The organism is Microbacterium wangyouchuni, from assembly GCF_054072595.1.
Genome location: NZ_JBSVRM010000001.1, coordinates 113250 through 137200, shown reverse-complemented (window position 1 = coordinate 137200; position 23951 = coordinate 113250). Strand labels below are relative to the sequence as shown.

Sequence of the window (23951 nt, the reverse complement as noted above, 5' to 3'; positions counted from 1 at the left end):
ACGGCCTGACGCGCACACGGCCGGACGTGCACCGCTCAGACGCCGAGCGCTCGAGACGCTGCGAGGAACACCTCCCACTCGGCGCGCAAGGCCGCGAGGTTCTCCTGTCCGAGATCAGTGACCGAGTAGACCTTGCGAGCAGGGCCCGAAGCGGCTGGCTCCCACACGGCGGAGATCGCACCCTCGGCTTCCATCTTCACGAGAGTCGGATACAGCTGGGCACCCTTGATCGGCTGGAGGCCCACCTCGACGAGCGCCTGCGAGATGCCGTACCCATGTCGGGGCTGCGCCGCCAGCACGCTGAGGATCAACATCGGCAATGACGCTCGCTGCCAGGATGCGAGGCTCACTGCGCCTGTCCTCTCGGTCGATGCCGCCAGTTCATGTAACCGGTGACAACGCTGCTGATGAAGAGAAAGAGCATGGCGGGCTCCTTCCATGCACCGAAGGACCCGGTGAACGAAATCAGGATACACAGCATCAGCGGGACCCCGACGCCAAAGGAAGTGCTCCAGCGCCAGCGGCGTACTGCTGCGCTGTTGTCCTCAGCGGCCAGAGACCGCGCGAACGCGACCGGATGGCCGAACTCTCCGTAACAGTCCCCGTGCGCGGCAGCTCGAACACTGCGCTCATGCTCCCGAGCGGCCTTCTCGGAGATTCCGCGGCTGCGCATTGCGCCACGAAAGCGGGCGAGCCACTCGTCATCCGACCAGGCGGAACGGAGGGGCCGCCGAGGAACCGCGCGCGCCACCAGGAGTACAGCGACACCGGGCAGCACCATGGCAATCATCAGCATCCAGATCGGCACGTCGGCGAACAGCGTATGGTCGGGGTCCGCATTCGCAGCCACGCCGACGCAGGCGAGCATGACCGCAACACCTCCGACGCCGAAGCCGATCGCCCATCTTGCTCTGCCGGCGATGAAGAGCGTCCAGGCGAGATTCGCGGCGATCGCTGCGGCGGCAATGCCGAGCACGACCCACAGTTGCCCGACGCCGATGTCGGTTCGCCACACACCGCGAGTCAACATCACCAGCGCACTCGAAGTGCCCAAGAACGTGAGGGCCGTGCCCGTGTAGGCGAGCGCCTGCCGCAGCCCGCCACCCTCTGAAGCGGCAACGGCTTCATCCTCAGTCCCGAGCGCACGAACATCTTCCCGGGCGATTTCCACCGGGTCGCCGAAGAGAACATCGGCAGACACGTCTGCCGCGTGCAGCGACGAAATCAGCTCACGCGCCCGTTCTTCGCGAGCCTCCGAGGGAACACGGGGGTGCGCAACGGCAACCATGTATCGCGAGGCCCACTTCTTGTCGCGCTCCGGCCAGTCATCGATTGACGCCATGCTCATCCCTAGTATCTAGATACATTTCGTATCTAGATACTGCATCATCCGGGAAGCGCTCGCAACTTCGACAGCGCGTACCAACGCGCCCCGCCTCACCAGCGGTTGTGCACGTCCTCCGCCCAGCCCTCCAGGCCGTCGATCGTGAGCCATTCGCCCTCATCGGTCTGCACCCGACCGGTGAAGACTCCAAAGCACTGGTGCGTCGTCGAGCGGATCAGCAGCAGGTTCGTGCGCGCATAGCGGTCATAGAAGGGCGTGAAAGTCAGTTCCATGCGGTCGGTGGTCATGCGCCACGGCGCCATCCAGTTCGACGGATCGAACTCCCACTCCAGCACTGTGGGGATCTTATGGACGCGGCCGTCGATCGTCACGCCGGTGTGCGAGATGCCATTGCGGAGGCCGTCTGGTCCTCCCCCGCCCAAGTTGATGCCGATCCGTTTGCCATCCACCTCGCCGACGGCGGCGCCCCAGTTCCAGTCCGTGCGGTACGGGCCGCGCGAGCGGGCATGGTCGAGCACGGCGAATCCGGATGCATCGTGCCGGACGCCGTCGATCGTGATCGTTCCGGTGGTGGGGCGGTCGACGTCCTTGACCGTGTAGTCGACGAGGAACCTACTGTGCGGTGACGCCAGCCCCATCGCCTCGTGCCCCGGGCGGGTTTCCGCGAGCACTTCGACCTGCACGCGCGGAGTGCGCGCGAGCAGTCTGGTGCCGGCATCCGAATCTTCAAAACGAAGATCTATCGTGCGTCCGCGCGAGGTGTTCACTCCGGCTCCGTGGGTTCCGGTCATCGAAAGCCCGCGGCCGAGCGGCGAGATCTCGAAGGCGTCGATCGCGGTGAGCGTCGCGCGCTCCAGCACCCACACCTGGCGGACGTTCGCGTAGTCGAGCCCGCCAATCGTGAGTGCGAAGATGTGCGTCGGGGTGACGATCCCCCAATACTCCCAACGTTTCGTGCGGCCCCAGCCGTAGCATCCGCGTCCGACCCCGTCGGTGTCGTGCAGTTGCTGTCTCGCCCACCCGATGGATGCCGGATTCAACCGCCCTCGATCATCGGCGAGCCGAACCGGCTCGGTGATCTCGTGATCGCTCATCGCACGCTCTTGATCGGAATGACCGACAGTGCGCCCACGATCGCGAACACGATGCCGGCGATGAACACCGCGGTGTAGCTGCCGGTGATAGCGATCAGAGCCCAGACGATCACCGGGGTCATCGCCTGGGGAAGAGTCGTGGCGATGTTCAGGATGCCGAGGTCCTTCGCGGCTGCCTCCGCCTTGGGCAGCACCTCGTTCATCAGGGCTGAGTCGACGCTCATGTAGACGCCGTAACCGAGTCCGAAGATCGACGCGAGCGCGAACATGCCGCCGATGCTCGGTGCGAACAGAGGAATAGCGAGCGAGGCGGCCATGATCAGCGATGCCACGATCACGAAGATCTTGCGGCGCTGTATCCGGTCACTGATCTTGCCGGTGATGAATGCTGTCGCGAGGGCACCAACGAGCATCACGGCGGTCAGCGGCGTGCTCAGAGCGGTGGATTCTGCATCGGAGACGCCGATGTAGTCGCGCAGGATGTACAGCAGGTACGACTGCACGCTCTGGTACGCGAGGATCAGCAGGAAGCGGCCGGCGAACGCCCACCAGAAGTCGGGGTAGAGCTTCGGGCTGACGTAGAAGCTCGCGAAGAACTCTTTCCAGCTGAAGCGCGGAACCTCAAGATCGCGCGAGGAGAAGTCGCGGTTGAAGATGGTGAACAGCAGCGTGACCACGAGGATCACCGCACCGAAGGTGGCGTAGCCGATGCCGATGCTGTTCGCGAAGAATCCGGCGCCGGCGACGCCCAGGCCCATTCCGACGAACGTCCCCATCGCCAGGACTCCCGATGCCACCCCGAAGCGCTCGCGCGGGATGCGGTCCGGGACGATCGCGGCCTGCGCGGTGGCGACCGCGTTCAACGCGAGCATGACGAGCACCCAGTAGACGCCGAGGGTCCACAGCTGGCCGGCGCCGGAGAGCAGCACCATGCACAGCGCAGCGGTGGCGGCGCTGATGACCATCCACGGTGCACGCCGGCCGAAGCGGCTGCGGGTGCGGTCGGAGAACGCGCCGATGAGCGGGTGGATGATGATCGCACCGATCGAGGCGGCAGTCATCACGATCGCCAGGTTGGCGACCTTGTTCGCCGGGTCGATCTGCTGCACCTGATCGGGGATGAAGATGACCATGAAACTCGCGTAGCAAGCCAGGAGTGCGGCGTTCATGACGAACAGCCACGTCATCAATCGACGGTCGGTCGTACGCGGTGGTGCGGGCAGCACAGTGCTCATGGGTCTTCCTCCTCCGCGGCTTCATCGCCGCAGCGCCTCACGCATCTCACCGTCGGGCACAGCGAGTGCGAGACTCACAGTATGCCCGAAAATGCCACGTTGCAAAACGGATGGCACGTATCGCCATATAACATTCAGGAGTGACCAGCACCGACCCGATCGCCGATATCTCCATCGGCGGCGAAATGATCCGCCTCGGCCAGTTCCTGAAGTTCTCGGGACTTCTCGACTCCGGCGGCGACGCCAAAGAGGTCATCATCGACGGGTACGTCAGCGTCAATGGCGAAGAGGAGCGGCGGCGCGGACGCCAGCTGCACGACGGCGATCTGGTGTCGTTCGAGGGGCGCACGGTTCGCGTGAGGCCCTGATCAGCCCTTCGTCAGATCCTCGGCGAGCATCACGAGAATCCCGCTCGGACCGCGGAGATAAGTGAGCTTGTAGACGTCCTGATAGTTCGCGACACCTCGAAGCGGGAAGCATCCGTGTCGGGCCGCGACCTGGAGCGCTTCGTCAATGTCGTCGACGGAGAAGGCGACGCGATGCATGCCGATCTCGTTGGGAAGAGTGGGTTCGGTCTCGATCGCTTCGGGGTGGATGTACTCAAAGAGCTCAATGCGGCCGTGGCCGTCTGGCGTCTCGAGCATCGCGATCTTCGCGTGATTGCCGTCGAGCCCGACGGCCGTATCGGCCCATTCGCCACTGACGGTGTCGCGTCCGACCACGGTGAGTCCGAGGTCTGTGAAGAACGCGATCGTCGCTTCAAGGTCGCGCACAGCGATCCCGACGTTCTCGAACCTGATGGACATGCGGCCAACGCTACCGAGGACCGTCCAACGTCACCAGAGGATGCGACGATTCCGATGGGCACGGCTGCGAGGATACCTACGGTCGAGTCAGAGAAGTGACAGTTCTCGGAGTTGCCGGCGGGACGTAATACCGAGCTTTCGGAAGATGTTGCGCAGGTGGGCTTCGATCGTGCGCGGGCTCAGGAACAGCTGCGTCCCAACTTCCCGAGATGTCGCGCCCGTGGCGACCAGCCTCGCCACGTGCAGCTCGTGAGATGTGAGCTCGTCGGCAGGTTGGGCGGTCCGCTTGCGCGGAAACTCCCCGGTGGCGTTCAGCTCGCGCTCCGCACGCGCGGCAAATGCCTCTGCGCCCATGCTCGACAGCAGGTCATGAGCGGTGCGCAACTGCTTCCGGGCGTCCTGACGTCGCCCTGCACGGCGTAGCCATTCTCCGTAGACGAGGTGGGCACGCGCGGCTTCCGCGGCCAGCCGTGACTCCTCGAGGCGCGCAATCGCCTCGAGATAGTGTTCCTCAGCGGCGGGCCCGCTGATAGTCAACGCCCGTGAACGTGCCTCGAGACCGAGGGCCCACGACGTCCCGCAAGCACGCGCGCGCAAACTCAACTGCTCGAGAGCAAGCGCCGCGCGATCGGGGTCACCTGAGCGAACGGATGCCTCGATCAGCTCAGGAAGGGCCGTGGTACTTAGCGACAGCTCGCCTGAATCGCACGCCCATGCGGCAGCCTCCTGCGCGAGCGAATACTCACCGAGCCCGTTGTGGAGCACCGCCATCGCGTACTTTGCCAAGGCGACCTCGACCCCGTCTTTGGGGTAGCTGACATCATGGGACGTCAGCTCGTTCAACTCGGTCGCCGCAGCGCGATCGCCACGCCAGGCGGCCAAGATAACGTGTGCGTGACGTAGCGGCACACCACCGGTCGATTCACTGATCGCGGTCGCTTCTGCGGCCAGTCCGCTGGCGTGAGAGAGTTGACCGCTGATGACCAGGACGTTGGCCTGGAAGCTCAAGGCGGCGGGGAGCGCGGTCAGGTCACCGGCAGAACGCGCCAAGTCGACGTTGCGGGCAGCCAATAAATGGGCGAGATCATCCTCGAGGATTCCGACGGCGACTCGACCCGCCAGCCAGAGCCATGAGCGGCTGTGATCGTCCGGCACACTATCTTCGGCCGTGGCGTCGCGGAACGCCTCCAGCGCGGGCCGAAGCTTGGGGACGCCTTCGGCGAACCCCCGCCTCACTGCCACTGCGATCCCGTCCAGAAGCAGATCCACGGGTCGCATGGGGATCCCTGGTTCGGGAGCTACGAGAGCCGCCTCGGCAATGCTTGCCGCAACACGGCCGCCGTTAATAATCGCCGCGTCGAGCGCGTGAAGATACGTCTCGCGAGACAGAGCAGCGTCCAGCGGCGCGAGTTTCTGAGCAGCGTCCAGCAGCATCTGCGGCACGTCCCGCCCACGCGTGAGGTGAAACGCGACCTGGGCACGCAGCCGCTCAAGACGTGCGCGCTGCAGGGCATCCAGTGGGCCGGTCATCGCTAGCGCGAGCAATGTCAGCGCGGCCTCAGAGGCACCGGCCTGATGCTTGGCGTGCGCTGCTTCCAGTGCACGTCTGGCACGGTGGATCGGCTCCGGAGACAGCTCGGCTGCTTGCTGAAGAAACGCAGCGGCGGCGGCCAGACCTCCACGTGCACGCGCACGGTCGGCAGAACGCTCCAACTCCGTGGCGACATCCTCGTCGGTTCCCAGTACCGCCTGTGCGCGATGCCAGGCACGCCTGTCTGGGTCTGTCCCCGGCTCGGTGACGGCAGCGAGCGCGGAGTGCGCCTGTCGGCGGTCCGGGGGCGTCGCGGCTTGGTAGACCGCGGAGCGCACGAGCGGATGCCGGAACCGCACACGCGTGTCAATCTCCAGCAATCCGGCGGTTTCGGCAGCTGCCGCTGACTGCGGGTCGATCCCCAAGTGCGCAGCAGCACGCCGCAGAAGTGCCGTGCTGCCGGTTGGGTCGGCCGCGGCAACCAGCAGCAGCATCTGTGTCTCAGGCGGCAGGCCACCTGAGCGGCGCTGGAAGCTGTCCTCGATGCGACGGGGAACGCTCGCCACGTCAGGCAGTTCAAAGCCGCCGGCGCGTTGTGCTAACGGTGCGCTCAGAGGAAACTCCAGCAGCGCCAGAGGGTTGCCATGCGCCTCGGCCACGATCCGGTCGCGCACCCGACCATCCACGGGTGTGTGGATGACGCCGGCAAACAGCGTTCGCGCATCAGTCTCGCCGAGTCCGCGCAGCTGCAGTTCGGGCAGACCAGCGAAAGCGAGTGACTCACCGCCCGACTGGTCACGCAACGCGAACACCAACGCCAGACGCTCAGCCGCCAACCGCCGCGCCACAAACGCTAGTACCTGCGCGGACGCTTGATCGAGCCACTGCGCATCGTCAACGAGACAAACCAGCGGACCTTCCTCTGCAACCTCAGCGAGGAGGTTGAGTGTGGCCAACCCGACCAGGAATCGGTCTGGTGCGGTGCCGTCCCGTTGCCCAAATGCCACACCGAGGGCAGCCCGTTGAGGTTCGGGTAGCGCATCGACGCGATCCAGTAACGGCCCACACAGTTGGTGGAGGCCGGCGAACGCGAACTGCGACTCAACTTCCACGCCGATCGGAGACTCCACGCGAAACCCCAATGAAGCCGCCGTATCACGGCCAAATTCGAGCAACGCAGTCTTCCCGATCCCGGCCTCCCCGCGCACCACAAGCACGCCGCTTCGCCCCGCTCGCGCGTCGGAGAGGAGCCCTTCGACTGCTTCGCGCTCGGCGCGTCGGCCCAACAGGTCGACCAAGGCAGCTCCTCTCAGAGCACGTTGGCGCTCATATTACGCAACTATCACCGATGCGAACAGTGCAAGCCAGCTGTAGCCGGCCGCGCGCCGACTGAGGAAGCGGAGGTTCTACCGACGCGAACGCCGCACCTGCGGTGCGAGCCTGACATTACGACGAACTGGCGCGACTGAATTGCCGCACGTCATCCATCCGAAATGAACCACAGAACGGACGAGAACATGGGAATCATCACCGTTGGCACTGAGAACAGCACGCCGATCGAGCTCTATTACGAGGATCAGGGGGTAGGTCAGCCCGTAGTCCTGATCCATGGGTATCCGTTAGACGGACACAGCTGGGAGCGTCAGACGCGCGTACTGCTCGCCGCGGGGTACCGCGTCATCACCTATGATCGTCGAGGTTTCGGCCGGTCCTCAAAGGTCGGATTCGGCTACGACTACAACACGTTCGCGGACGATCTGCACAACGTGCTGGAAAGCCTCGACCTCCACGAGGCCGTGCTCGTCGGATTCTCGATGGGCACGGGCGAACTCGCCCGCTACGTCTCCAGACACGGACACGAACGGGTCGCGAAGCTTGCGTTCCTCGCTTCGCTGGAGCCCTTCCTGGTCGCGCGCGACGATAACCCCGGGGGCGTGCCGCGGATGGTTTTCAACGAAATCGAAGCAGCCGCGAGAAGCGATCGCTTCGCCTGGTACTCGCAGTTCTTCGCCGACTTCTACAACCTCGACGAGAATCTGGGCAGTCGCATCAGCATGGAGGCGGTTACCGCGAGCTGGAATGTCGCCATCTCCAGCTCTCCCGTCGCAGCCTACGCCGTCGTCCCCTCGTGGATCGAGGACTTCCGCACCGATGTTGCCGCAGTCCGCGCCAGTGGCAAGCCGAGCCTGATTCTGCACGGCACCGCCGACAGGATCCTCCCTATCGACGCCACTGCCCACCGCTTCCGCCAGGCGCTGCCCGACGCACAGTATGTCGAAGTTGACGGTGCCCCGCATGGGTTGCTGTGGACACACGCTGAAGAGGTCAACGTGGCTTTGCTCGCATTCCTCGACTCGACCCGTGAAGCGCACAGAGACGTCTCCGACAAGACTCTGCTGAGAGTACCCGGAAGGGTCTAGGAGACGTCATGGCCTGGAGCACTCGCGAGCTTGCTGACATGGCGGGCACGACGATGAACACTATTCGGCATTACCATCGGCTCGGCCTGCTCGACGAGCCTGAACGCAGGCACAACGGATACAAGCAATACGGGGTGCACCACCTCGTGCGCGTACTCCGAATCCGACGACTGGTCGAGCTGGGAGTACCGCTTGCGAAGGTGGGGCCCGTCGGCGCGAGCGATGAGGGCATGCCGGATGCGTTGCGCGCGGTGGACGCGGAACTGGCGGCACGCATCGCGCGTCTGCAACAGGTGCGGGCTGATATCGCTGAGATCTTGCGCGATGACGCACCGGCCGATGCGCCCTCGGGGTTCGCGTCGGTGGCAGCGCACCTGTCTGATTCGGACAGCTCGATCGTCCACATCTACACCCAGCTCTACGACGAGGACGCGCTCGCAGATCTGCGGCGCATGGTGGAGGTGGATGCTGATACCGATGCTCTCGGGGACGAGATCAAACGACTTCCCGCGGATGCGGATGAAGCGATCCGGCAGCGGCTCGCCGAACGGCTTGCACCTGCGCTCGCACGGAACCTGATCGATTATCCATGGCTTTCAGACCCGGCGGGGCATCTGTCGAAAAGCGAGCGCGTGACGCAGCAGACATTCATCGAGGCGATTGCGGAGCTCTACAACCCTGCCCAGATTGATGTCCTCGCTCGCGCAGGCATCCTCGCCCGCGACGCCGGCCAGCACATGCACCCCGGAGCGACTTGACCTTGTTCTGAGAACACGGTTTCTAATAAGGGTCAACTCGAGAACCGCTCGGGTTTATCGACACGACAAGAAAGGAAATCCAGATCATGAACTTCTTCCAGGATCTCATCAGTAACCTCCAAAATCTCGTGGCCCAGGTGCCCGAGATTATTCAGCCACTAGTGATCATGCTTGCCGGCGCGATCCCCGCCATCGAAGGGGATATCGCTGCCGTGATTGGCATTGTCGGCGGACTCAACCCGGTCGTCGCGGGACTCGCCGGCGCCGCGGGAAACTTCGCCACAGTCCTCCTCACGGTGCTTCTCACGTCGCGGGCACGCAGCGCCATCGTCAACCGCAGGGAACGGGTCAACGCGGCCGCGGGGGCCATGGAATCCACGGCATTCGGCAGCAGCCAGCCCGCAACAGCGCAGCAACTGGCGGCAGCGACATCTACCAAACCCGAGTCAAAGGGCCGCGCAAAGGGCCGCGAACGCCTCAACAACTGGTTCGTTCGCTTCGGAGTTCCCGGTGCGAGCCTCCTCGGCCCGCTGGCGCTCCCCACCCAGGTCACGTCCGCGATCCTTGTTGCGAGCGGATCACCCCGAGCGTGGGTCCTGCTTTGGCAGGCTGCGGCCATCGTTCTCTGGACGACGATCTCCAGCGTCTCGGCCTGGCTCGCTCTCACGGTCGTCTTCCTGGTGTGAGCCGGGGTGCGCATGGAATGGAACTACACGATGTACCAACTTCGACCGGGCGACATAGCCCTACCACCGACCAGATCCATCGACCTGAAGGGAACCGACTCGATGATTGACGTGCCTAGAGGCCCACAACCGGCCTCCTCGAAAAGTACAGATGAATCAGCGCTGTCTGGGAATCCGACGCTGGCAGAAGACCTGTTGCTTCTCCTGTTTCAACCCGGGATCGGGGCAATCGCCGGTGAGGGCACGCTGTACTACGTGCTCGCGGGCGCCGTGCTCACCGACCTCGCCCTCGGTGAGCACGTTCGGACCGGCAGCGGACGAACCGGGGGGACGATTGTGGAGGCCATCGCCGAGAGCCCGCCGGCTGACCACCTACTTCGTGCCAGTTGGGAGTATGTCGCAGAGAAGCCGCGAGGTGTGCAAACCGTGCTCGCTGCGGTAGGCCCCACTCTGCGGGAGCCGCTGCTGGACCGACTCGTCGAACGCGGAGACATTCAGCGAGTGGCCCGCAAGACATTGGGCCTATTCAACAGCTCCGCGCTCAAGGATGGCAACGGACACCGCCGTGACAAATTGCTCGCCGATGTCCGAGCCGTGCTCGTCGACGGAGCACCGGCGACACCCCGCGTCGCGGCGCTCGCGGCGCTGCTCTACGGGAGCGGAACCCTGCCCCAGTTCGACCGCGATATCCCGTGGACATCTCCGATGATCACGCGCGCCGCGGAGCTCACGGCAGGAAACTGGGGCGCGGATGCTGTGACGAACGCTGTGACGCGTACCGTCACAGCGACGATCGTGAACAGTGTCGTCGTCGCCGCAGCCGTGTTACCTCGCGGATGACCGCTTATCGCTCTGAATGGACCTCGTCATGCATCTGCTGACTATCTTTTCCCACCCCTTCCGCGACAGGTACCCCGCGGCTGTGATGGATTCCTTCCATGATCCGTTCATGCGGGCGGGCCATACGATCGACGTGCTGGACCTGCACCGAGAGCAGTTCGATCCGAGGTTCACCGCGGAGGATCACGCCCATTTTTGGGGTGGTCCAGTCCCGCCCGGGATCGAAGAAATGCATCGACGGGTCGAGGAGGCTGACCGACTCGCGTTCGTCTTCCCCGTGTACTGGTGGTCGATGCCCGCCCTCATGAAGGGGTGGATAGAGCGGGTGTTCACGGCGGGTTGGGCATACCAATACGGTAGGGGAGTCGAGGACCGAGGCAGAGCGCCGCTTCACGGGCTCCTTCCATCGACACCCACAGTGCTCATCGGTGTCGGCGGCTCGAAACAGACCACGTACGAAAAGTACGGTTACGACGACGCGATGCGCACACAGTTGGACGTCGGCATCTTCGCCTACTGCGGAATCAACGATGTCGAAAGCCATCTAATTTACGATGTAGAAGGCGACCACAACGCGCCGAATCGAGAAGCGGCACTCGTACAGGCTCACGAGATCGGACGCTCATTCGCTGCTTCTGACAGGACAACCCGTCATGCGAAAGAGGAACACCTCGAGCGTCGGCGCACACAGGGCGCTACTGTCAATTTCCGGCCGCGGTAGGTCTCGTCAACTGGCGCGCCTGGGTCCGATACTGCGCGGGAGAGACGCCGATCACGCGGTGAAATGCGGTGCTGAACGCGCTCTCAGACCGGTACCCGGTCTCACGTGAGAGCTCAGCGATCGACAGGGTGTCGCGAGCGAGAGCATCACGGGCGAGACTCATACGCCATTGGATGAGGTATTCCAACGGCGGCACCCCCACGCTGCTTCTGAAGGCTTGGGCAAATGCGGAGCGCGACATATGGCTGATTCCGGCGAGCTCTGTGAGATTCCAGGAGTGCGCCACGTCCGAGTGCATCGCGCGCAGCGCGCTACCGATGCCGTCCTCGTTCAGAGCACCCAGCCACCCTGTGGGGCGGTCTGTCTGACCGGCATGAACGCGCAGCATGTGCACAAGCAGGATCTGAGCAAGGTGATTCTGCACGAGTGCGCCGCCGACTGCGGCGATCGTGACTTCAGTGGCAAGAAGATCGATCAGCTGTGCGAGCCGTTTACCCTGAGGGTCAGCGGCACGCACGATCACGAGCGGTGGCAAGAGATCGGTGAGGAGCGCAGCGTTGCTGTCGTCGAATCCGATGTGTCCGACGCAGAGGTAGAGGTCTTCTTCGACCTCCTGGCCAATCCGCACAAACCCGTCTTCGGCATCAGCCCACACCGGCTCCGCGGGACGCGGGGTCGCGTCGAGCGTGCTGGCCAGCACGTAGGACGGCGGGTTGCCCAGCAGAAAAGTATCCCCCTCCTTCAGGAGCACGGGTTCGTGCCCATCAAGGATTAACCAGCACGTTCCTCGCACAAGACCGCCAATGCGCACGTGCAGGAACGTGTCGAACCGTAACGCCCAATCCCCCGCGGCGCGAAGATTGGGTCCCACCACCGTGCGGGGCCGGAGCAGGCCGATCGCGTCGGCCATAGGGTCCTGAAATCCGAGCATCGAGCACCCCCTATGGACGATCTGTAAAGAATGGTGGACTTCTATTGATCAATAGTACCTATTTCCCCTGCAGTATGGGTGCTGATCACATCGACCGAGAGTGACGGAGACACACAGTGTTGGAGACGCACATGGGACAACTTGAGGGCAAGACTGCAATCGTCACAGGCGGCAGCACAGGGATCGGCCTGGCCACCGGTGTTCGGCTGGCGGACGAAGGCGCGCACGTATTCATCACCGGTCGGCGCAAGGCCGAGCTGGAAGCGGCCGTCGAGACCATAGGACGAGATCGAGCCACTGCGGTCGTCGGCGACATCGCCGTGATGGCAGATTTGGATCGCCTATACGAGACGGTCCGGACACGGGGGAAAGGCCTGGACGTGCTCGTTGCGAACGCGGCGATCGGAGCGTTCGCGACCCTGCAACAGACCACAGAGGAACATTTCGATCAGACCTTCGCGATCAACACCCGCGGCACGCTTTTCACCGTGCAGAAGGCACTGCCATTGCTCAACGATGGGGCATCAGTGATCCTGACCGGTTCAACCGCGGCTGACCGAGGCATGGACGCATTCGGCGCATACGCCGCGTCAAAAGCAGCCGTTCGGTCGTTCGCGCGAACGTGGTCCACCGAGCTGAAGGACCGCGGCATCCGTGTCAATGTGATCTCGCCAGCCTGGATCGAGACTCCCGGCGGGACCGCCGCTTTCGGGGACGAAGAGACCGCCCGAGCCGTTATGGAGAATGTCGCCGCGACCGTGGCCAAGGGCCGCATGGGCCGGCCTGAGGAAGCGGCCGCCGTCGTGGCCTTCCTGGCCTCGGAACAGAGCAGCTACGTCGTAGGCGCGAACCTCTACGTCGACGGTGGAGAGAATCAGACCTAACAGATGCGTGGCGGCTGAGTGCTCACCTGGTGCCGTAACGCCGCCACCATCACTCCTTCGAGACAGGGCCATCCACGCCCAGATGCCGCCGAAGCGCGGCGGAGATGTCATCGAGATGAGCGAGCTGCTGCGGGGTGAGAGCCTCGACGAAGAGCTCGCGCACCGCTCGCAGGTGCGGAACGGATCCGGTCCGAAAGGCCGCTCGACCAGATTCCGTCGCGGTGACATCCACTCCGTGCACATCGTCAACACAGGGCACTCGCCCAATCAGCCGGCGCTTCTCCATCCGTCCCAAGTGATGCGAAAGTCGACTGCGCTCCCATCCGATCAGCGCCGCCAGCTCCGAAGACCGCAGAGTGCGCCGCGGCGCCTCTGTCAGAGCGAGCAGCACCTGATAGTCCCCCGCCGACAGCGACGACTCGCTCTGCAAACGACTGTCCAGGCGCGCGCGCAGCATGTTGGCCGTCTCGATGTAGTCCCGCCAGATGCGCAGTTGCTCTCGCGTGGGCATCGTCCGGTGATTCTCGGCCATCTCGTCTCCCTGGAATAGATACGTCAATACCCATGTTGCAGCATTGACATGTCAACTCGGATGGTCCGGTGACGAGAAGGGCGCTGATCATGGCAATTCAGATCCGTGACATCGAGTTCGGACTGAACTCCTTCGGCGACATCGCCACCGACGACGGGCATGTGATGTCGGATGCTGAAACGCTCCGGCTACTCGTAGATGAGGCGCAGCTGGCGGAGTCCGTCGGGCTCGATGTGTTTAGCGTCGGCGAACACTACCGCGAGGGCATGGTCGACGCGGCCACTCCCGTGATCCTCGCCGCCGCCGCACAGGCCACATCGACCATCCAGCTGGGAACATCGGTAACCGTCCTTTCGACACAGGACCCGGTACGGCTTTATCAGCAGTTCGCGACCGTCGATGGGCTTTCCAGCGGGCGGGCACAACTGGTGCTCGGACGCGCATCGGCTATCGAGTCGTTTCCCCTGTTCGGATACGACATCGCCGAGTACGAGCAGATCTTCGAGGAGAAGCTCGACCTGTTCCTGCGTCTGATGCAGGAGGATCGTGTCACCTGGACCGGGCATTACCGCGCGCCACTTGAGAACGTGCGCCTGCATCCACGGATGCCGCAGGGAGGGATCCCCGCGTGGATGGGAATCGGCGGGAGCCCCGATTCCGTCGTCCGCGCGGCACGGCACGGCCTGCCACTGATGATGGCCATCATCGGCGGACGCCCCGACCGCTTCGCCGGGCACGCCGAGCTGTATCTGCGCGCTCTCTCGCAGTTCGGACGAGCGGAACTGCCGATCGGTCAGCACTCCCTCGGCTTCATCGCCGACACCGATGAGGAAGCGAAGAACATGCACTGGAAGCACTGGCAGCCCGTTGTCACCGCACTGAGCAAGGAGCGCGGGTTCTACCCGCCCACCGCCGAGCGGTACGAGATTGAGGTCGACACCGGGGCGCTGTTCGTCGGATCACCAGAGACGGTGGCGCAGAAGATCGCAAGCAACGTCCGCTCCAATCATCTGTCCCGCTTCGATCTGAAGTACGACCTGCTGCATCTGCCGAAGGGTGCTCGTGAGCACAGCATCCGCCTCTTCGGCGAGCGCGTCGCGCCTCGAGTGCGCGAGTTGCTCGACGAGAATCCCAGCGAATGGCACCTCACCGGGCGGGCGCCTGAAGAGATCGTCAAGGGCGACAAAGCCGTCCATGCCTGAAATCACGAGACCTGAGATCACGAGAAGAAAGAGATCATGAGCGACTTCACCCAGCTCGAGTTCGGCATCGATACGTTCGGAGACCTGCCCCGCGATGACCAGGGCAATGTCGTCTCATATGGTGCAGCGATTCGCGCCACCGTGGCGGAAGCGATACTCGCCGATGACGTGGGCATCGACGCGGTTGCGATCGGAGAGCACCATCGCCCCGAATTTGCGATCTCCTCTCCGGAGACTGTGCTGGCGGGGATCGCCACGGCGACCGAGCGCATCCGGCTCGGATCCGGCGTCACTGTACTGTCTTCCGACGACCCGGTGCGAGTTTTCCAGCGCTTCGCGACCGTTGACGCTCTGTCGAACGGGCGCGCGGAGATCATCCTTGGGCGAGGATCCTTCACGGAGTCCTTCCCGCTTTTCGGTTATGACCTCTCCGACTACGAGCTGCTCTTCGAAGAGAAGATCGACCTCTTCCACGCCCTACGCGACGAGAAGCCCGTCACCTGGGAAGGGACGACACGCGCCGCGCTGCACGAGGCGGATGTCTTCCCGAAGACGGATTCGGGCCGGCTGCGCACGTGGGTGGGCGTCGGTGGCTCACCGCAGTCCGTGCTCCGCACAGCGCACTACGGGTTCCGGCTCATGCTCGCCATCATCGGCGGCGCACCCGCCCGCTTCTCCCCGTATGTCGACCTGTATCGGCGGGCGACCGAGCAGCTGGGCACCACTGCCTACCCGGTGGGTATGCACTCCCCCGGCTTCATCGCCGAGACAGACGAAGAGGCGAAGGAGATCTTCTACCCCGGGTACAAGGTGGTCCGAGACCGGATCGGTGCGTTGCGCGGCTGGCCGCCCCTGACTCGCTCCGACTTCGAGGCCGACGTTGAGCACGGGTCGCTGTACATCGGCTCGCCGGAGACTGTCGCTCGAAAGATGGCGAGCGCCATCCGCACCCTGGATGCCGGTCGGTTCGACCTCATCTATTCAGCCGGCGGCGCGATGTCCGCGAGCGCACGTCTTCGTACCGTCGAGCTGTACGGCAGCAAGGTGATCCCGATGGTGCGTGAGCTGCTTGCTGAGACGCCCGCACGATCGTCCACGACCGGAGAGGCCTTTCGGCGATGAATGAGACGAGCGATATGGACACCAACTCCCGCGGCGGCACGACCATCGGCATCCTCGGAGCTGGCAAGGTCGGCACGACACTTGCCCGCCTTGCCGTCAGCGCAGGTTACCGCGTGCTCATCGCCGGCTCTGGAGACCCAGAGCGGATCGCGCTCACGATCGAAGTACTCACGCCCGGGGCGACTGCCGTCCGCCCAGAAGAGGCTGCTCGAGAGTCCGACATCGTCGTGCTCGCGCTCCCTCTCGGCAAGTACCGACGCCTTCCGGTGGCTGAGCTCGAAGGCAAACTCCTGATCGACGCCATGAACTACTGGTGGGAGACGGATGGCATCAGAGACGACCTCAATGACCCGCGCACGTCGACGAGCGAGATTGTCCAAGAGTTTCTTTCCGGCTCACGCGTCGTGAAGGCGCTGAACCACATCGGGTATCACGACCTTGAGGAAGAGGCCCGGCCTGCCGACTCCGCAGACCGAAAGGCCATTGCGATAGCCGGGGACCGGGACATCGACCTCATGCGCGTCGGAGAGTTCATCGACGTGTTGGGGTTCGACCCGATCATCACCGGGCCGCTTGCCACAGGTGTCCTCCTACAGCCGGGAAACCCCACGTTCGGCGCCAACCTCCCGATCGATGATCTTCGCGAACTCATCGACCTCGCCGCCGCCGAGCGCTCTCCCACTCGCACCGCGCTCTGAACCGGCAGCTCGTCCCGTGCCCGGCACCCCGCTACCCATGCACCCCCAACTGGGCGAGGGCGGGCTCGGCTCCGCGCACCGTGATGGACCATTCGGGCCTGACGAATGATGACTTCTCGAGACGCACCCGTTGCTCGTCGACGGGTTCTCCGGTGCGCGGCGAGACCCGGGTGACTCCGTTCAGCTCGTAGCCGAGCTTCTTCGAGACGGTGAGGGATGCTTCGTTCCAGCTCGCGGCGCCCGATTCAGCCCACTCGGCCTCGAGCACATCGAACGCGAACATCAGCAGCGCTGCGCGCATCTCAGTTCCCAGCCCGCGGCCGTGCACCGACTGGGTGAGCCAGGATCCCGTGCCCACCGTGCGTCGACTGGCGAAGTCATACGCGGAGAGGTCCTGCGACCCCACCACGCGGCCCTCGAAATGGACGGCGAATGCGACGGTCCAGTGGTGCGGAGCGACGCGGTTGCGCAGGCTCCACTGAAACGCGGCAAGGTTTCGCGGAAGATCGCGGGGACCGGCGTCGGTCCACGGGACACTGAACGGCGTGCGCTCGGGTTCATGAACACCGTCGAGCGCGGCCTGCGCGAGTCCGGGCAGATCGGCGTCCCTGACCGGCCGCAACATCAACCGCGGGGTCGTGATCTCCAGTCCGAACAGCGGCCAGATGTCTTCCAGTTCCATGCGGGAACACTACTCGCCCGGGACCCGCGGCTGAAATCTCAGTCGTCGCGCAACGGGACGAAGCTGTAGAGTCCGGCATCCGTGCGGCTGCGTACGCGACCGTCGAGCCTGTCGACCACGGTCATCAGGCCGCCGATCGGGGCGACCATGCGCCCCTGCTCTGCCAGTTGCGAGACGAGGTCATCGGGCATCCGCTCGAAATCGGCGGAGACGAGGATGCGATCGAACGGAGCGGATGCCGGAAGACCGAGGACTCCGACGGTCGCAGCTTCGATGCTGGCATCAACACCGGTCGCCTCGAGTCGTTCCCGTCCGAACTGCACCAGCTCGGGAATCCGTTCGACTCCGATGACGGTGCCGCTTGGGCCGACGATGCGGGCGAGGATCGCGGTCGTCCAGCCGGAGCCGCTGCCGACATCGAGCACGCGATCGCCTGGTTGCGCGGCCAACAGATCCAGCATCCGCGCGACCGTCGATGGCTGCGAGTTCGTGGCATCCCACCCGATATGAACCGGACGATCGGAGTCGGCAAGGTGCCGAACGGCATCCGGCAGAAAGTCCGCGCGCGGGATAGCGATCATCGCGGCGCGCACGCGCTCGCGTGTCTCGTCACTGACCATGATGTTGGGCATGCGGCGGATTCTACGCCGGACGACTGCGTTCGTGAACAACTCCCTGACACAGGCTTCGGCAGCGGCTTCCGCGTCGCCCGGCGAGGGTCTTACTGAGCGCTCGCGTTGTGTCCGGCCGACCGGTTCGTGACTTTCCGGTTGTGGAGGGTGATGACTATCAACGCCGCGACCGGGCCGGTCAGGACAACAATGAAAGACCAGTACCAGGCGATCGTGCCGAGCAGAACAGCTCCGAGAACGATGAGACCCGCGCCCAGGGCGCGCAGCGCGACTGAACCGCTCGGGATGGCCGCGGCGTTCCGGTGGAACAGGATTTTGGTGACCGGGTTCGCTCGCAGGGTCATCCCGAGCGCCACGTGGAACAGCACGACTCCGACTATTGCCGCGACTCCGCCGAACAAGACCATGCTCTCGAAGCTATCAAGGACGCTTGCGCGGGGTGTGCCCTTCCAGCCACCCCCTGCATTTCGGTCGCTCCCACCAGCGGCCGGACCTGTCCACTATCGCGGATCCGTCTGCTGCCGGCGAGTAGAGCGCAGCGGCGAACAGACCCCGTCCCCGTCAATCCAACTCGGGACGAAGCGGGTTCTCGCGCCACCCGTTCACCTCGTGCCGACCAACCGCCCGCCGGCGTACACGTCATTCACGCGAAGATCGTCACTGAGCAGCACTGCGTCTGCGGCATAGCCGACTGACAGGCTCCCGAGGTCGTGTCCGCGGCCGATCGCCCTCGCGGGCGTCTCCGTCACGGCCATGACGGCCTCTGCAAGGGGGATCCCGACGTCGGCGACAGCCCGTCGCAACGCGGCGTCGAGAGTGAGCGTTGATCCCGCCAGCGCACCGGAGCCGACCACGCGGGCGATGCCAGCTTCGACTGTTACCGATTGCGCGCCCAGGTCGTAGATCCCGTCGGCCGCCCCGGTCGCTGCCATCGCGTCGGTGACGAGCGCGATGCGCCGGGGTGCTCCTGAGAAGGCCAGCCGTACCACCTCGGGCTCCACGTGGATGCCGTCGTTGATCACCTCTAACGTCACGCCCGGATGCCGCGTGGCGGCAGCAACCGGGCCTGGGGCGCGATGGTGGATGCCCGGCATCCCGTTGAATGCGTGAGTAAGGATCGTTGCGCCCGCGTCAAATGCGCGCAGCGCGGTCTCGTAGTCGGCCGACGTGTGTCCGACCGCCACAGCAATGCCCGCACCGGCCAACTCGGTGATCGCTCGCTCGGCTCCAGGCAGTTCTGGGGCGATCGTCACCTGCCGGATGCGGCCGCCCCCCGCGTCGAGCAGACGACGCAGCGTCTGCGGGTCCGGCTTGCGCAGGAGGGCCGGGTCATGCGCGCCGCGGAACGTGGGGTCGAGGAAGGGTCCTTCGAGATGCGCGCCCAGCACGAGCGGATCACGCTCGGCTGCGGCGGCGATGAGGTCGAGACCCGCCTCGAGGTCTGCGAGCGGCGCGGTCGCCAGCGACAACAACGACCGCGTCGTCCCGTGGCGCCGGTGCACGGCAAGCCCCTCACGGAGCGCGTCGGCACCCTCGGCGAAAGCGAACCCTCCGGCGCCGTGGCAGTGAATATCGATGAACCCCGGCACGAGCCAACTCGCCCCGGCATCTCGCACGGTCATGGCCGCGGGGTCTCCGGTTCCGTGCACGGCCCGCCAGCTATCCCCAGTGCCGACGTGTGACACGACTTCGCCCGTGAACAGCACCCAGGAGTCGCCCACGATGGTCCCGCCGGTCACCAGACGTGCAGAGTGGATGAGAGTGCGCACGTCGCTCAGTCCGTATCCGCGAGCTGTCGCGCGCACAGGTCGCGGGCGCGCAGCGCCGCGCCGAGCAGTCCCGCGTCGCCGCCCATTCGCGCGGGAACGAGCTGCGGACGCTGCTGGAAGCTCAGGAGCTCGTCGACCCGTCGTCGCAACGGCAGAAACAGCGCCTCACCCGCTTGCGCCAACCCTCCGCCGATCACGATCTTCTCGGGGGCGAGCACTGCCACAAGCTGCACGATGCTGAGCGCGAGCGCATCGACCGCTTCGGCCCATACCGCCGCTGCCAGCTCATCGCCGGTCGCAGCCCGCCGCAGTACCTCGCGCGCGCCATCGATGCGGGTGCCGCTACGCTCCTGATAGCGGCGTGCGATCGCACCGGCGGAGGCGACAGCTTCCACGCATCCGCGCGACCCGCAGGCGCACAACGGTCCGCGTGGGTCAACGATCGAATGGCCAACCTCCCCCGCACGACTGTTGGCAGGAAGCGGATGACCACCTGCGTAGACCGTCGCGGCGATTCCCGTGCCGATCATCATGACGACGACGTCGGCGCCGTCTGCTGCCCCCAGCCGCCTCTCGGCATCACCGGCGGCACGCACGTCGTGCGAGAGTGCCACCGGCACCCCCAGGCGCCCGTGGGCCAACGCCCGCACCGGCACATCGTCCCACCCGAGGTTGAGCGCATGCACGACGACGCCCGCCTTCTCGTCGACGTTCCCCGGCACCGCGAGTCCCGCCGCGACAGCAACTGTCGAAGGAAAGCGCACGGCGAACTCGTCGGCGAGATGCTGCAGCCGATCAAGCACGGCGTCGGCGCTCCCCGTGGCCACACCCGCGCCCACCACCGGGGTCGGTGTGCGGGAGAGGCCGAGCATCGCTCCGCACTCGTCGAAGAGGGCCGCCTTGATGTCGGTGCCTCCTACGTCGAACGCGACGACGGGCTCACCCTCACCCAGGAGAGGGTCAACCACCCGCTGCCTGGCTGTCATCCCTTCAACCCGGAGTGTGCGATCCCTTCAACGAACTGGCGCTGGGCGAACAGGAACACCACCAGCACCGGCACGACGGTCATGGTCGCGGCCGCGAGCTTCGTGTTCCACATGGAACCGCCATACGTGTCGACGTAGTTGGCGAGTGCCTGAGGCAAGACGAACAGGTCGGGCGACGTGATGAAGACGATCGGCTCGAGGTACATGTTCCACGAGTTCAGGAACGTCAGGATCGTGACCGCCGACAGGGCCGGCTTCGCCAGCGGCAGAGCGATGTACCACCAGATGCGTACCCGACCCAGCCCGTCGACCCGCGCGGCGTCTTCGAGCTCTCCCGGAAGCGAGATGAAGAACTGGCGCATGATGAACGTGCCCAGCACAGCGCTAGCCCCGAGAGCCGGAATGAGGATCAGCGGCGCATGCGTGTTGATCAGACCGAACTGCCGGAAAGCCTGGAACAGCGGGACGATCGTCACCTCCGACGGCACGAGCAGTGCCACAAACGTGATCATGAACAGGAAGTTCGATCCGGGAAAGCGGATGCGCGCAAAGGCGTAGCCGGCGAGGCTCGAGATCACCAGGGTGATCAGAGTGACGAGCACCGCGATGTACACGCTGTTGGCGTATGCCCGCCCGAACGGCAGGAACTCGAAAGCTTCGACATATCCGTCGAGGGTCCACGTCTTCGGCAGCAACGACGGAGGCGAGCTGAACATCTCGCTCGTCGGCTTGAACGACGACGCGATCATCCATAGGGTCGGCACGGCGAAGGGGATCGCCATGACACCCAGCAAGACGTAAAGGGCGATTTTGCGTACGAGCTCACCCGCGCGCTTGTCACGATCAGTTCTCATAGAAGACGAACCTCCGTCGCATCTGCCACTGCACGAGCGTCAGAACGAGTACGAACATGAGCAGCATCAGCGCGAGCGTCGCGCCGTATCCGATCTTGGAGAATGAGAAGGCCTGCTGGAACACGTAATAGACGAGCACCGTAGTCGACGTTCCCGGGCCACCCTCGGTGAGCACCGCGATCATCGCGAACGATTGCAGCGCGCCAATGATGGTGAGAATGCTGGTGAGCAGGAGCGTGGGCGAAATCAGCGGCACCGTGATTCGCCAGAAGATTCGCGCGCGACCGGCACCGTCGAGGCGAGCCGCTTCATACAGCTCCTGCGGCACGCCTTGCAGCGCGGCGAGGAACAGCACCATGTTGATACCGACGCTGCGCAGCACCTGCGAGACGATGATGCCGATCATCGCGGTGGGACCGCTCTGCAACCAGTTCGGCCCGTCGATTCCTACGGTGGAAAGCGCCCCGTTGATCACGCCATTATCTTGCAGCATGAGGCTCGAGATGAGTGCCCACGCGACGACGGAGACCACGACGGGCGAAAAGAAGATGGTGCGGAACACGGTGATGCCGCGCAGCTTCTGGTTGAGAAGTACTGCGAGACCGAGACCGACGCTCATGTTCAGCACGACGAGTCCGACCGAGAAGATGCCGGTCGCGCCGAGTACAGCGGGGATGTTGGGGTCGTTCAGCATTGCGACGTAGTTAGCGCCGCCGACGAAGGTCATCTCCCCCGCGAAGATGTTCCATTCATTGAGGCTGTACCAGATCGCCAGGCCCACCGGTGCGAGCACGAAGATCGCGACGCCGAGCACCTCCGGGGCGACGAAGGCGTAGCCGACGACCATGTCTTTACGTGTCCCGGTCCAGAAGCGCCGGGAGCGCCCGCCCGGAGGCGAGGTGCGTGACGCACCCCGCCTCGAGACGAGTGATGTGGATGAAGTCATTTCGTCAGCAGTGGCGAGATTGCCTCACAGGTCGCCGCAAGCCCTGCCTCGATGTCGGCGTCAGCAACCCACAGCGCGTCGAGCGACGACTTGACGGTCGCCGTGATCTCGGCCATTCCGGGAGCGACCGGCGGGACAATGGCGTTCGGAATCGGCTCCACGACAGCGCGCTGCAGCTGCTCCTCGGTGAACGTCGGGTTCGTCGCCGCAAGCTTCTCACCCGTCAGCAGCGAGCCGCGTGCCGGGGGGAAGAACTGCGACAGCTTGCCCGAGTTGTCGGGGTTCGTTAGGAACGCGAGGAAATCCACCGCCTGATCGACGTTCTTACTTCCGGCAAGCACGCCCATCGTCGCCTGTGCGACTACTGGCACTTCACCGGCGGGGCCGGCAGGCAGCGGCATGAGCTCGTAGTCGAATGAGCCGTCGAGCAGCGCACCGCGCGAGATCTGGTTGATTACGAACGCCGCGTCACCGGCGAAGAAGTCGAGCGTGGTGCCCGGGCCCGGGTGAGACCCGTTGGTGAAGACCGCGTTGTGGAAGAACGTGAGCGCGTCGACCATCTCGTCCGACGTGAACGTGCACTGTGTGCCTTCCCACGTTTTCGCACCCCAGCTCGACCACAGGGGCTGCAGGCTGCCCCAGTTCGAGTAGTCGAAGTCACCAAGGATGAAGCCGGCCTTGCCGGTCGCCTTGTTGACGGTGGTGCCGACCTCGTCGAGCTTCTCCCACGTCAGCGTCGTAAGGTCGAGGTCGCCGAGTCCCGCCTCTTCGAGCAGCGACGTGTTGATGAACAACGCGTAAGGACCGTTCGAGAACGGCATCGCGTAGAGCTCGCCGTCCTTCGTGTAAGGATCGGTGAGGCTCGTGAGGAAGTCGTCGTAGTTGTAGCCCTCGACCTCCGAGAACGCCGAGCCCAGGGGCGCGAGACCCCCGGCCGCCATGATGTCGGTGGAGATGCCGCCCATCCATGCCAGGTCGGGCGCGTTGCCGCCTGCGATCTGTGTCGTCAGCGTCGTCTCATAATCGGCGAACGGGATGGAATCGAACGAGATCTTGCCGATCTCGGGGTTGGCCGACTTGTAGTCGTCGGCGATGCCGTTGAGCAGCGCCAGGTGGTCTTCGTTGGCCGTCCACACGGTCATCCGAAGATCGACGCTCCCGTCGGCGGCCTCGCCGGCGGAGGGCGCCGGTGCAGCAGCACCCCCACAGGCCGTCAGAGCGCTCACGGTGATGATCGCGGCAGCGGCGCCGAAGATCTTCTTTCTTGTTCGCATTGC

Annotated in this window: 26 protein-coding genes; 10 read left to right on the top strand and 16 right to left on the bottom strand. The window is 64.7% G+C overall.

Features of this window, described 5'->3' with window-relative positions; genetic code table 11:
- Positions 1 to 35 precede the first annotated feature (35 nt).
- From ACW5CM_RS00700 to ACW5CM_RS00685, 4 genes are all read right to left on the bottom strand, one after another.
- Positions 36 to 350 carry a PadR family transcriptional regulator gene (locus ACW5CM_RS00700; RefSeq protein WP_457123813.1) on the bottom strand — a complete coding sequence of 105 codons (315 nt, stop codon included), beginning with the start codon at positions 348 to 350 and terminating at the stop codon, positions 36 to 38.
- Positions 347 to 1348: a hypothetical protein gene (locus ACW5CM_RS00695; protein ID WP_457123812.1), complete on the bottom strand. Its 1002-nt coding sequence runs from the start codon at positions 1346 to 1348 to the stop codon at positions 347 to 349. Before ACW5CM_RS00695 ends, ACW5CM_RS00700 begins: the two co-directional genes overlap by 4 nt.
- A gap of 89 nt (positions 1349 to 1437) precedes the next feature.
- Positions 1438 to 2439: a DUF2804 domain-containing protein gene (locus ACW5CM_RS00690; protein WP_457123811.1), complete on the bottom strand. Its 1002-nt coding sequence runs from the start codon at positions 2437 to 2439 to the stop codon at positions 1438 to 1440.
- On the bottom strand, positions 2436 to 3674 hold the full coding sequence (locus ACW5CM_RS00685) for an MFS transporter (protein ID WP_438253736.1): 1239 nt from the start codon (positions 3672 to 3674) through the stop codon (positions 2436 to 2438). The genes ACW5CM_RS00690 and ACW5CM_RS00685 overlap by 4 nt, the downstream gene beginning before the upstream one ends.
- Before the next feature lie 140 nt (positions 3675 to 3814).
- On the opposite strand from ACW5CM_RS00685, the gene ACW5CM_RS00680 reads away from it, so the two are divergent.
- Complete coding sequence (locus tag ACW5CM_RS00680; RefSeq protein WP_439255362.1) at positions 3815 to 4042, top strand: RNA-binding S4 domain-containing protein; 228 nt, start codon at positions 3815 to 3817, stop codon at positions 4040 to 4042.
- On the opposite strand, the gene ACW5CM_RS00675 is transcribed toward ACW5CM_RS00680, so the two are convergent.
- Both ACW5CM_RS00675 and ACW5CM_RS00670 read right to left on the bottom strand, forming a co-directional pair.
- Complete coding sequence (locus ACW5CM_RS00675) at positions 4043 to 4480, bottom strand: VOC family protein (protein ID WP_438253734.1); 438 nt, start codon at positions 4478 to 4480, stop codon at positions 4043 to 4045.
- 87 nt (positions 4481 to 4567) lie between these two features.
- Complete coding sequence (locus tag ACW5CM_RS00670) at positions 4568 to 7309, bottom strand: ATP-binding protein (RefSeq protein ID WP_457123810.1); 2742 nt, start codon at positions 7307 to 7309, stop codon at positions 4568 to 4570.
- A 219-nt stretch (positions 7310 to 7528) separates the two neighbouring features.
- On the opposite strand from ACW5CM_RS00670, the gene ACW5CM_RS00665 reads away from it, so the two are divergent.
- The 5 genes from ACW5CM_RS00665 (at position 7529) to ACW5CM_RS00645 (ending at position 11436) form a co-directional block, all read left to right on the top strand.
- Entirely contained in the window at positions 7529 to 8431 is a 903-nt protein-coding gene (locus tag ACW5CM_RS00665; RefSeq protein WP_457124105.1) for an alpha/beta fold hydrolase, read from the top strand.
- An 8-nt stretch (positions 8432 to 8439) separates the two neighbouring features.
- Complete coding sequence (locus ACW5CM_RS00660) at positions 8440 to 9189, top strand: helix-turn-helix domain-containing protein (protein WP_439255365.1); 750 nt, start codon at positions 8440 to 8442, stop codon at positions 9187 to 9189.
- Positions 9190 to 9275: 86 nt separating this feature from the next.
- Positions 9276 to 9875, top strand: coding sequence for a small multidrug efflux protein (locus ACW5CM_RS00655; RefSeq protein WP_439255366.1), 600 nt, complete (start codon positions 9276 to 9278; stop codon positions 9873 to 9875).
- A gap of 102 nt (positions 9876 to 9977) precedes the next feature.
- On the top strand, positions 9978 to 10715 hold the full coding sequence (locus ACW5CM_RS00650; protein ID WP_439255367.1) for a GOLPH3/VPS74 family protein: 738 nt from the start codon (positions 9978 to 9980) through the stop codon (positions 10713 to 10715).
- Between the two features lie 28 nt (positions 10716 to 10743).
- Positions 10744 to 11436, top strand: coding sequence for an NAD(P)H-dependent oxidoreductase (locus ACW5CM_RS00645; RefSeq protein WP_457123809.1), 693 nt, complete (start codon positions 10744 to 10746; stop codon positions 11434 to 11436).
- Here ACW5CM_RS00645 and ACW5CM_RS00640 read toward each other — a convergent pair.
- On the bottom strand, positions 11417 to 12367 hold the full coding sequence (locus tag ACW5CM_RS00640; protein WP_439255369.1) for an AraC family transcriptional regulator: 951 nt from the start codon (positions 12365 to 12367) through the stop codon (positions 11417 to 11419). The two genes, ACW5CM_RS00645 and ACW5CM_RS00640, sit on opposite strands and share 20 nt — an antisense overlap.
- A gap of 131 nt (positions 12368 to 12498) precedes the next feature.
- Between ACW5CM_RS00640 and ACW5CM_RS00635 the strand changes: the two genes are divergently transcribed.
- Positions 12499 to 13251 (top strand): SDR family NAD(P)-dependent oxidoreductase, encoded by a 753-nt coding sequence (locus ACW5CM_RS00635; RefSeq protein WP_439255370.1) that lies wholly within the window; start codon positions 12499 to 12501, stop codon positions 13249 to 13251.
- A gap of 49 nt (positions 13252 to 13300) precedes the next feature.
- Here the strand turns inward: ACW5CM_RS00635 and ACW5CM_RS00630 are convergent, their stop codons facing one another.
- Complete coding sequence (locus ACW5CM_RS00630; protein WP_457123808.1) at positions 13301 to 13783, bottom strand: MarR family winged helix-turn-helix transcriptional regulator; 483 nt, start codon at positions 13781 to 13783, stop codon at positions 13301 to 13303.
- An 89-nt stretch (positions 13784 to 13872) separates the two neighbouring features.
- Between ACW5CM_RS00630 and ACW5CM_RS00625 the strand changes: the two genes are divergently transcribed.
- From ACW5CM_RS00625 to ACW5CM_RS00615, 3 genes are read left to right on the top strand one after another with little or no spacing between them, the layout of a single operon-like run.
- Positions 13873 to 14985 carry an LLM class flavin-dependent oxidoreductase gene (locus tag ACW5CM_RS00625; RefSeq protein ID WP_457123807.1) on the top strand — a complete coding sequence of 371 codons (1113 nt, stop codon included), beginning with the start codon at positions 13873 to 13875 and terminating at the stop codon, positions 14983 to 14985.
- Between the two features lie 36 nt (positions 14986 to 15021).
- On the top strand, positions 15022 to 16107 hold the full coding sequence (locus ACW5CM_RS00620) for an LLM class flavin-dependent oxidoreductase (RefSeq protein ID WP_457123806.1): 1086 nt from the start codon (positions 15022 to 15024) through the stop codon (positions 16105 to 16107).
- A 14-nt stretch (positions 16108 to 16121) separates the two neighbouring features.
- Entirely contained in the window at positions 16122 to 16805 is a 684-nt protein-coding gene (locus ACW5CM_RS00615; protein ID WP_457123805.1) for an NADPH-dependent F420 reductase, read from the top strand.
- 31 nt (positions 16806 to 16836) lie between these two features.
- On the opposite strand, the gene ACW5CM_RS00610 is transcribed toward ACW5CM_RS00615, so the two are convergent.
- The 8 genes from ACW5CM_RS00610 to ACW5CM_RS00575 all read right to left on the bottom strand — a co-directional run bounded on the left by ACW5CM_RS00610 (position 16837) and on the right by ACW5CM_RS00575 (position 23948).
- Positions 16837 to 17487, bottom strand: a complete 651-nt coding sequence (locus ACW5CM_RS00610; RefSeq protein ID WP_457123804.1) for a GNAT family N-acetyltransferase — start codon at positions 17485 to 17487, stop codon at positions 16837 to 16839.
- A gap of 38 nt (positions 17488 to 17525) precedes the next feature.
- On the bottom strand, positions 17526 to 18119 hold the full coding sequence (locus tag ACW5CM_RS00605) for a protein-L-isoaspartate O-methyltransferase family protein (protein WP_457123803.1): 594 nt from the start codon (positions 18117 to 18119) through the stop codon (positions 17526 to 17528).
- An 89-nt stretch (positions 18120 to 18208) separates the two neighbouring features.
- On the bottom strand, positions 18209 to 18526 hold the full coding sequence (locus ACW5CM_RS00600; RefSeq protein ID WP_457123802.1) for a hypothetical protein: 318 nt from the start codon (positions 18524 to 18526) through the stop codon (positions 18209 to 18211).
- Between the two features lie 195 nt (positions 18527 to 18721).
- Positions 18722 to 19888, bottom strand: coding sequence for an N-acetylglucosamine-6-phosphate deacetylase (gene nagA, locus ACW5CM_RS00595; RefSeq protein WP_457123801.1), 1167 nt, complete (start codon positions 19886 to 19888; stop codon positions 18722 to 18724).
- Between the two features lie 5 nt (positions 19889 to 19893).
- Positions 19894 to 20874, bottom strand: a complete 981-nt coding sequence (locus ACW5CM_RS00590) for an ROK family protein (protein ID WP_457123800.1) — start codon at positions 20872 to 20874, stop codon at positions 19894 to 19896.
- Positions 20871 to 21728 (bottom strand): carbohydrate ABC transporter permease, encoded by an 858-nt coding sequence (locus ACW5CM_RS00585; protein ID WP_457123799.1) that lies wholly within the window; start codon positions 21726 to 21728, stop codon positions 20871 to 20873. The genes ACW5CM_RS00590 and ACW5CM_RS00585 overlap by 4 nt, the downstream gene beginning before the upstream one ends.
- Entirely contained in the window at positions 21718 to 22674 is a 957-nt protein-coding gene (locus tag ACW5CM_RS00580; RefSeq protein ID WP_457123798.1) for a carbohydrate ABC transporter permease, read from the bottom strand. The genes ACW5CM_RS00585 and ACW5CM_RS00580 overlap by 11 nt, the downstream gene beginning before the upstream one ends.
- Positions 22671 to 23948: an ABC transporter substrate-binding protein gene (locus ACW5CM_RS00575; protein WP_457123797.1), complete on the bottom strand. Its 1278-nt coding sequence runs from the start codon at positions 23946 to 23948 to the stop codon at positions 22671 to 22673. The genes ACW5CM_RS00580 and ACW5CM_RS00575 overlap by 4 nt, the downstream gene beginning before the upstream one ends.
- Positions 23949 to 23951: the final 3 nt, after the last annotated feature.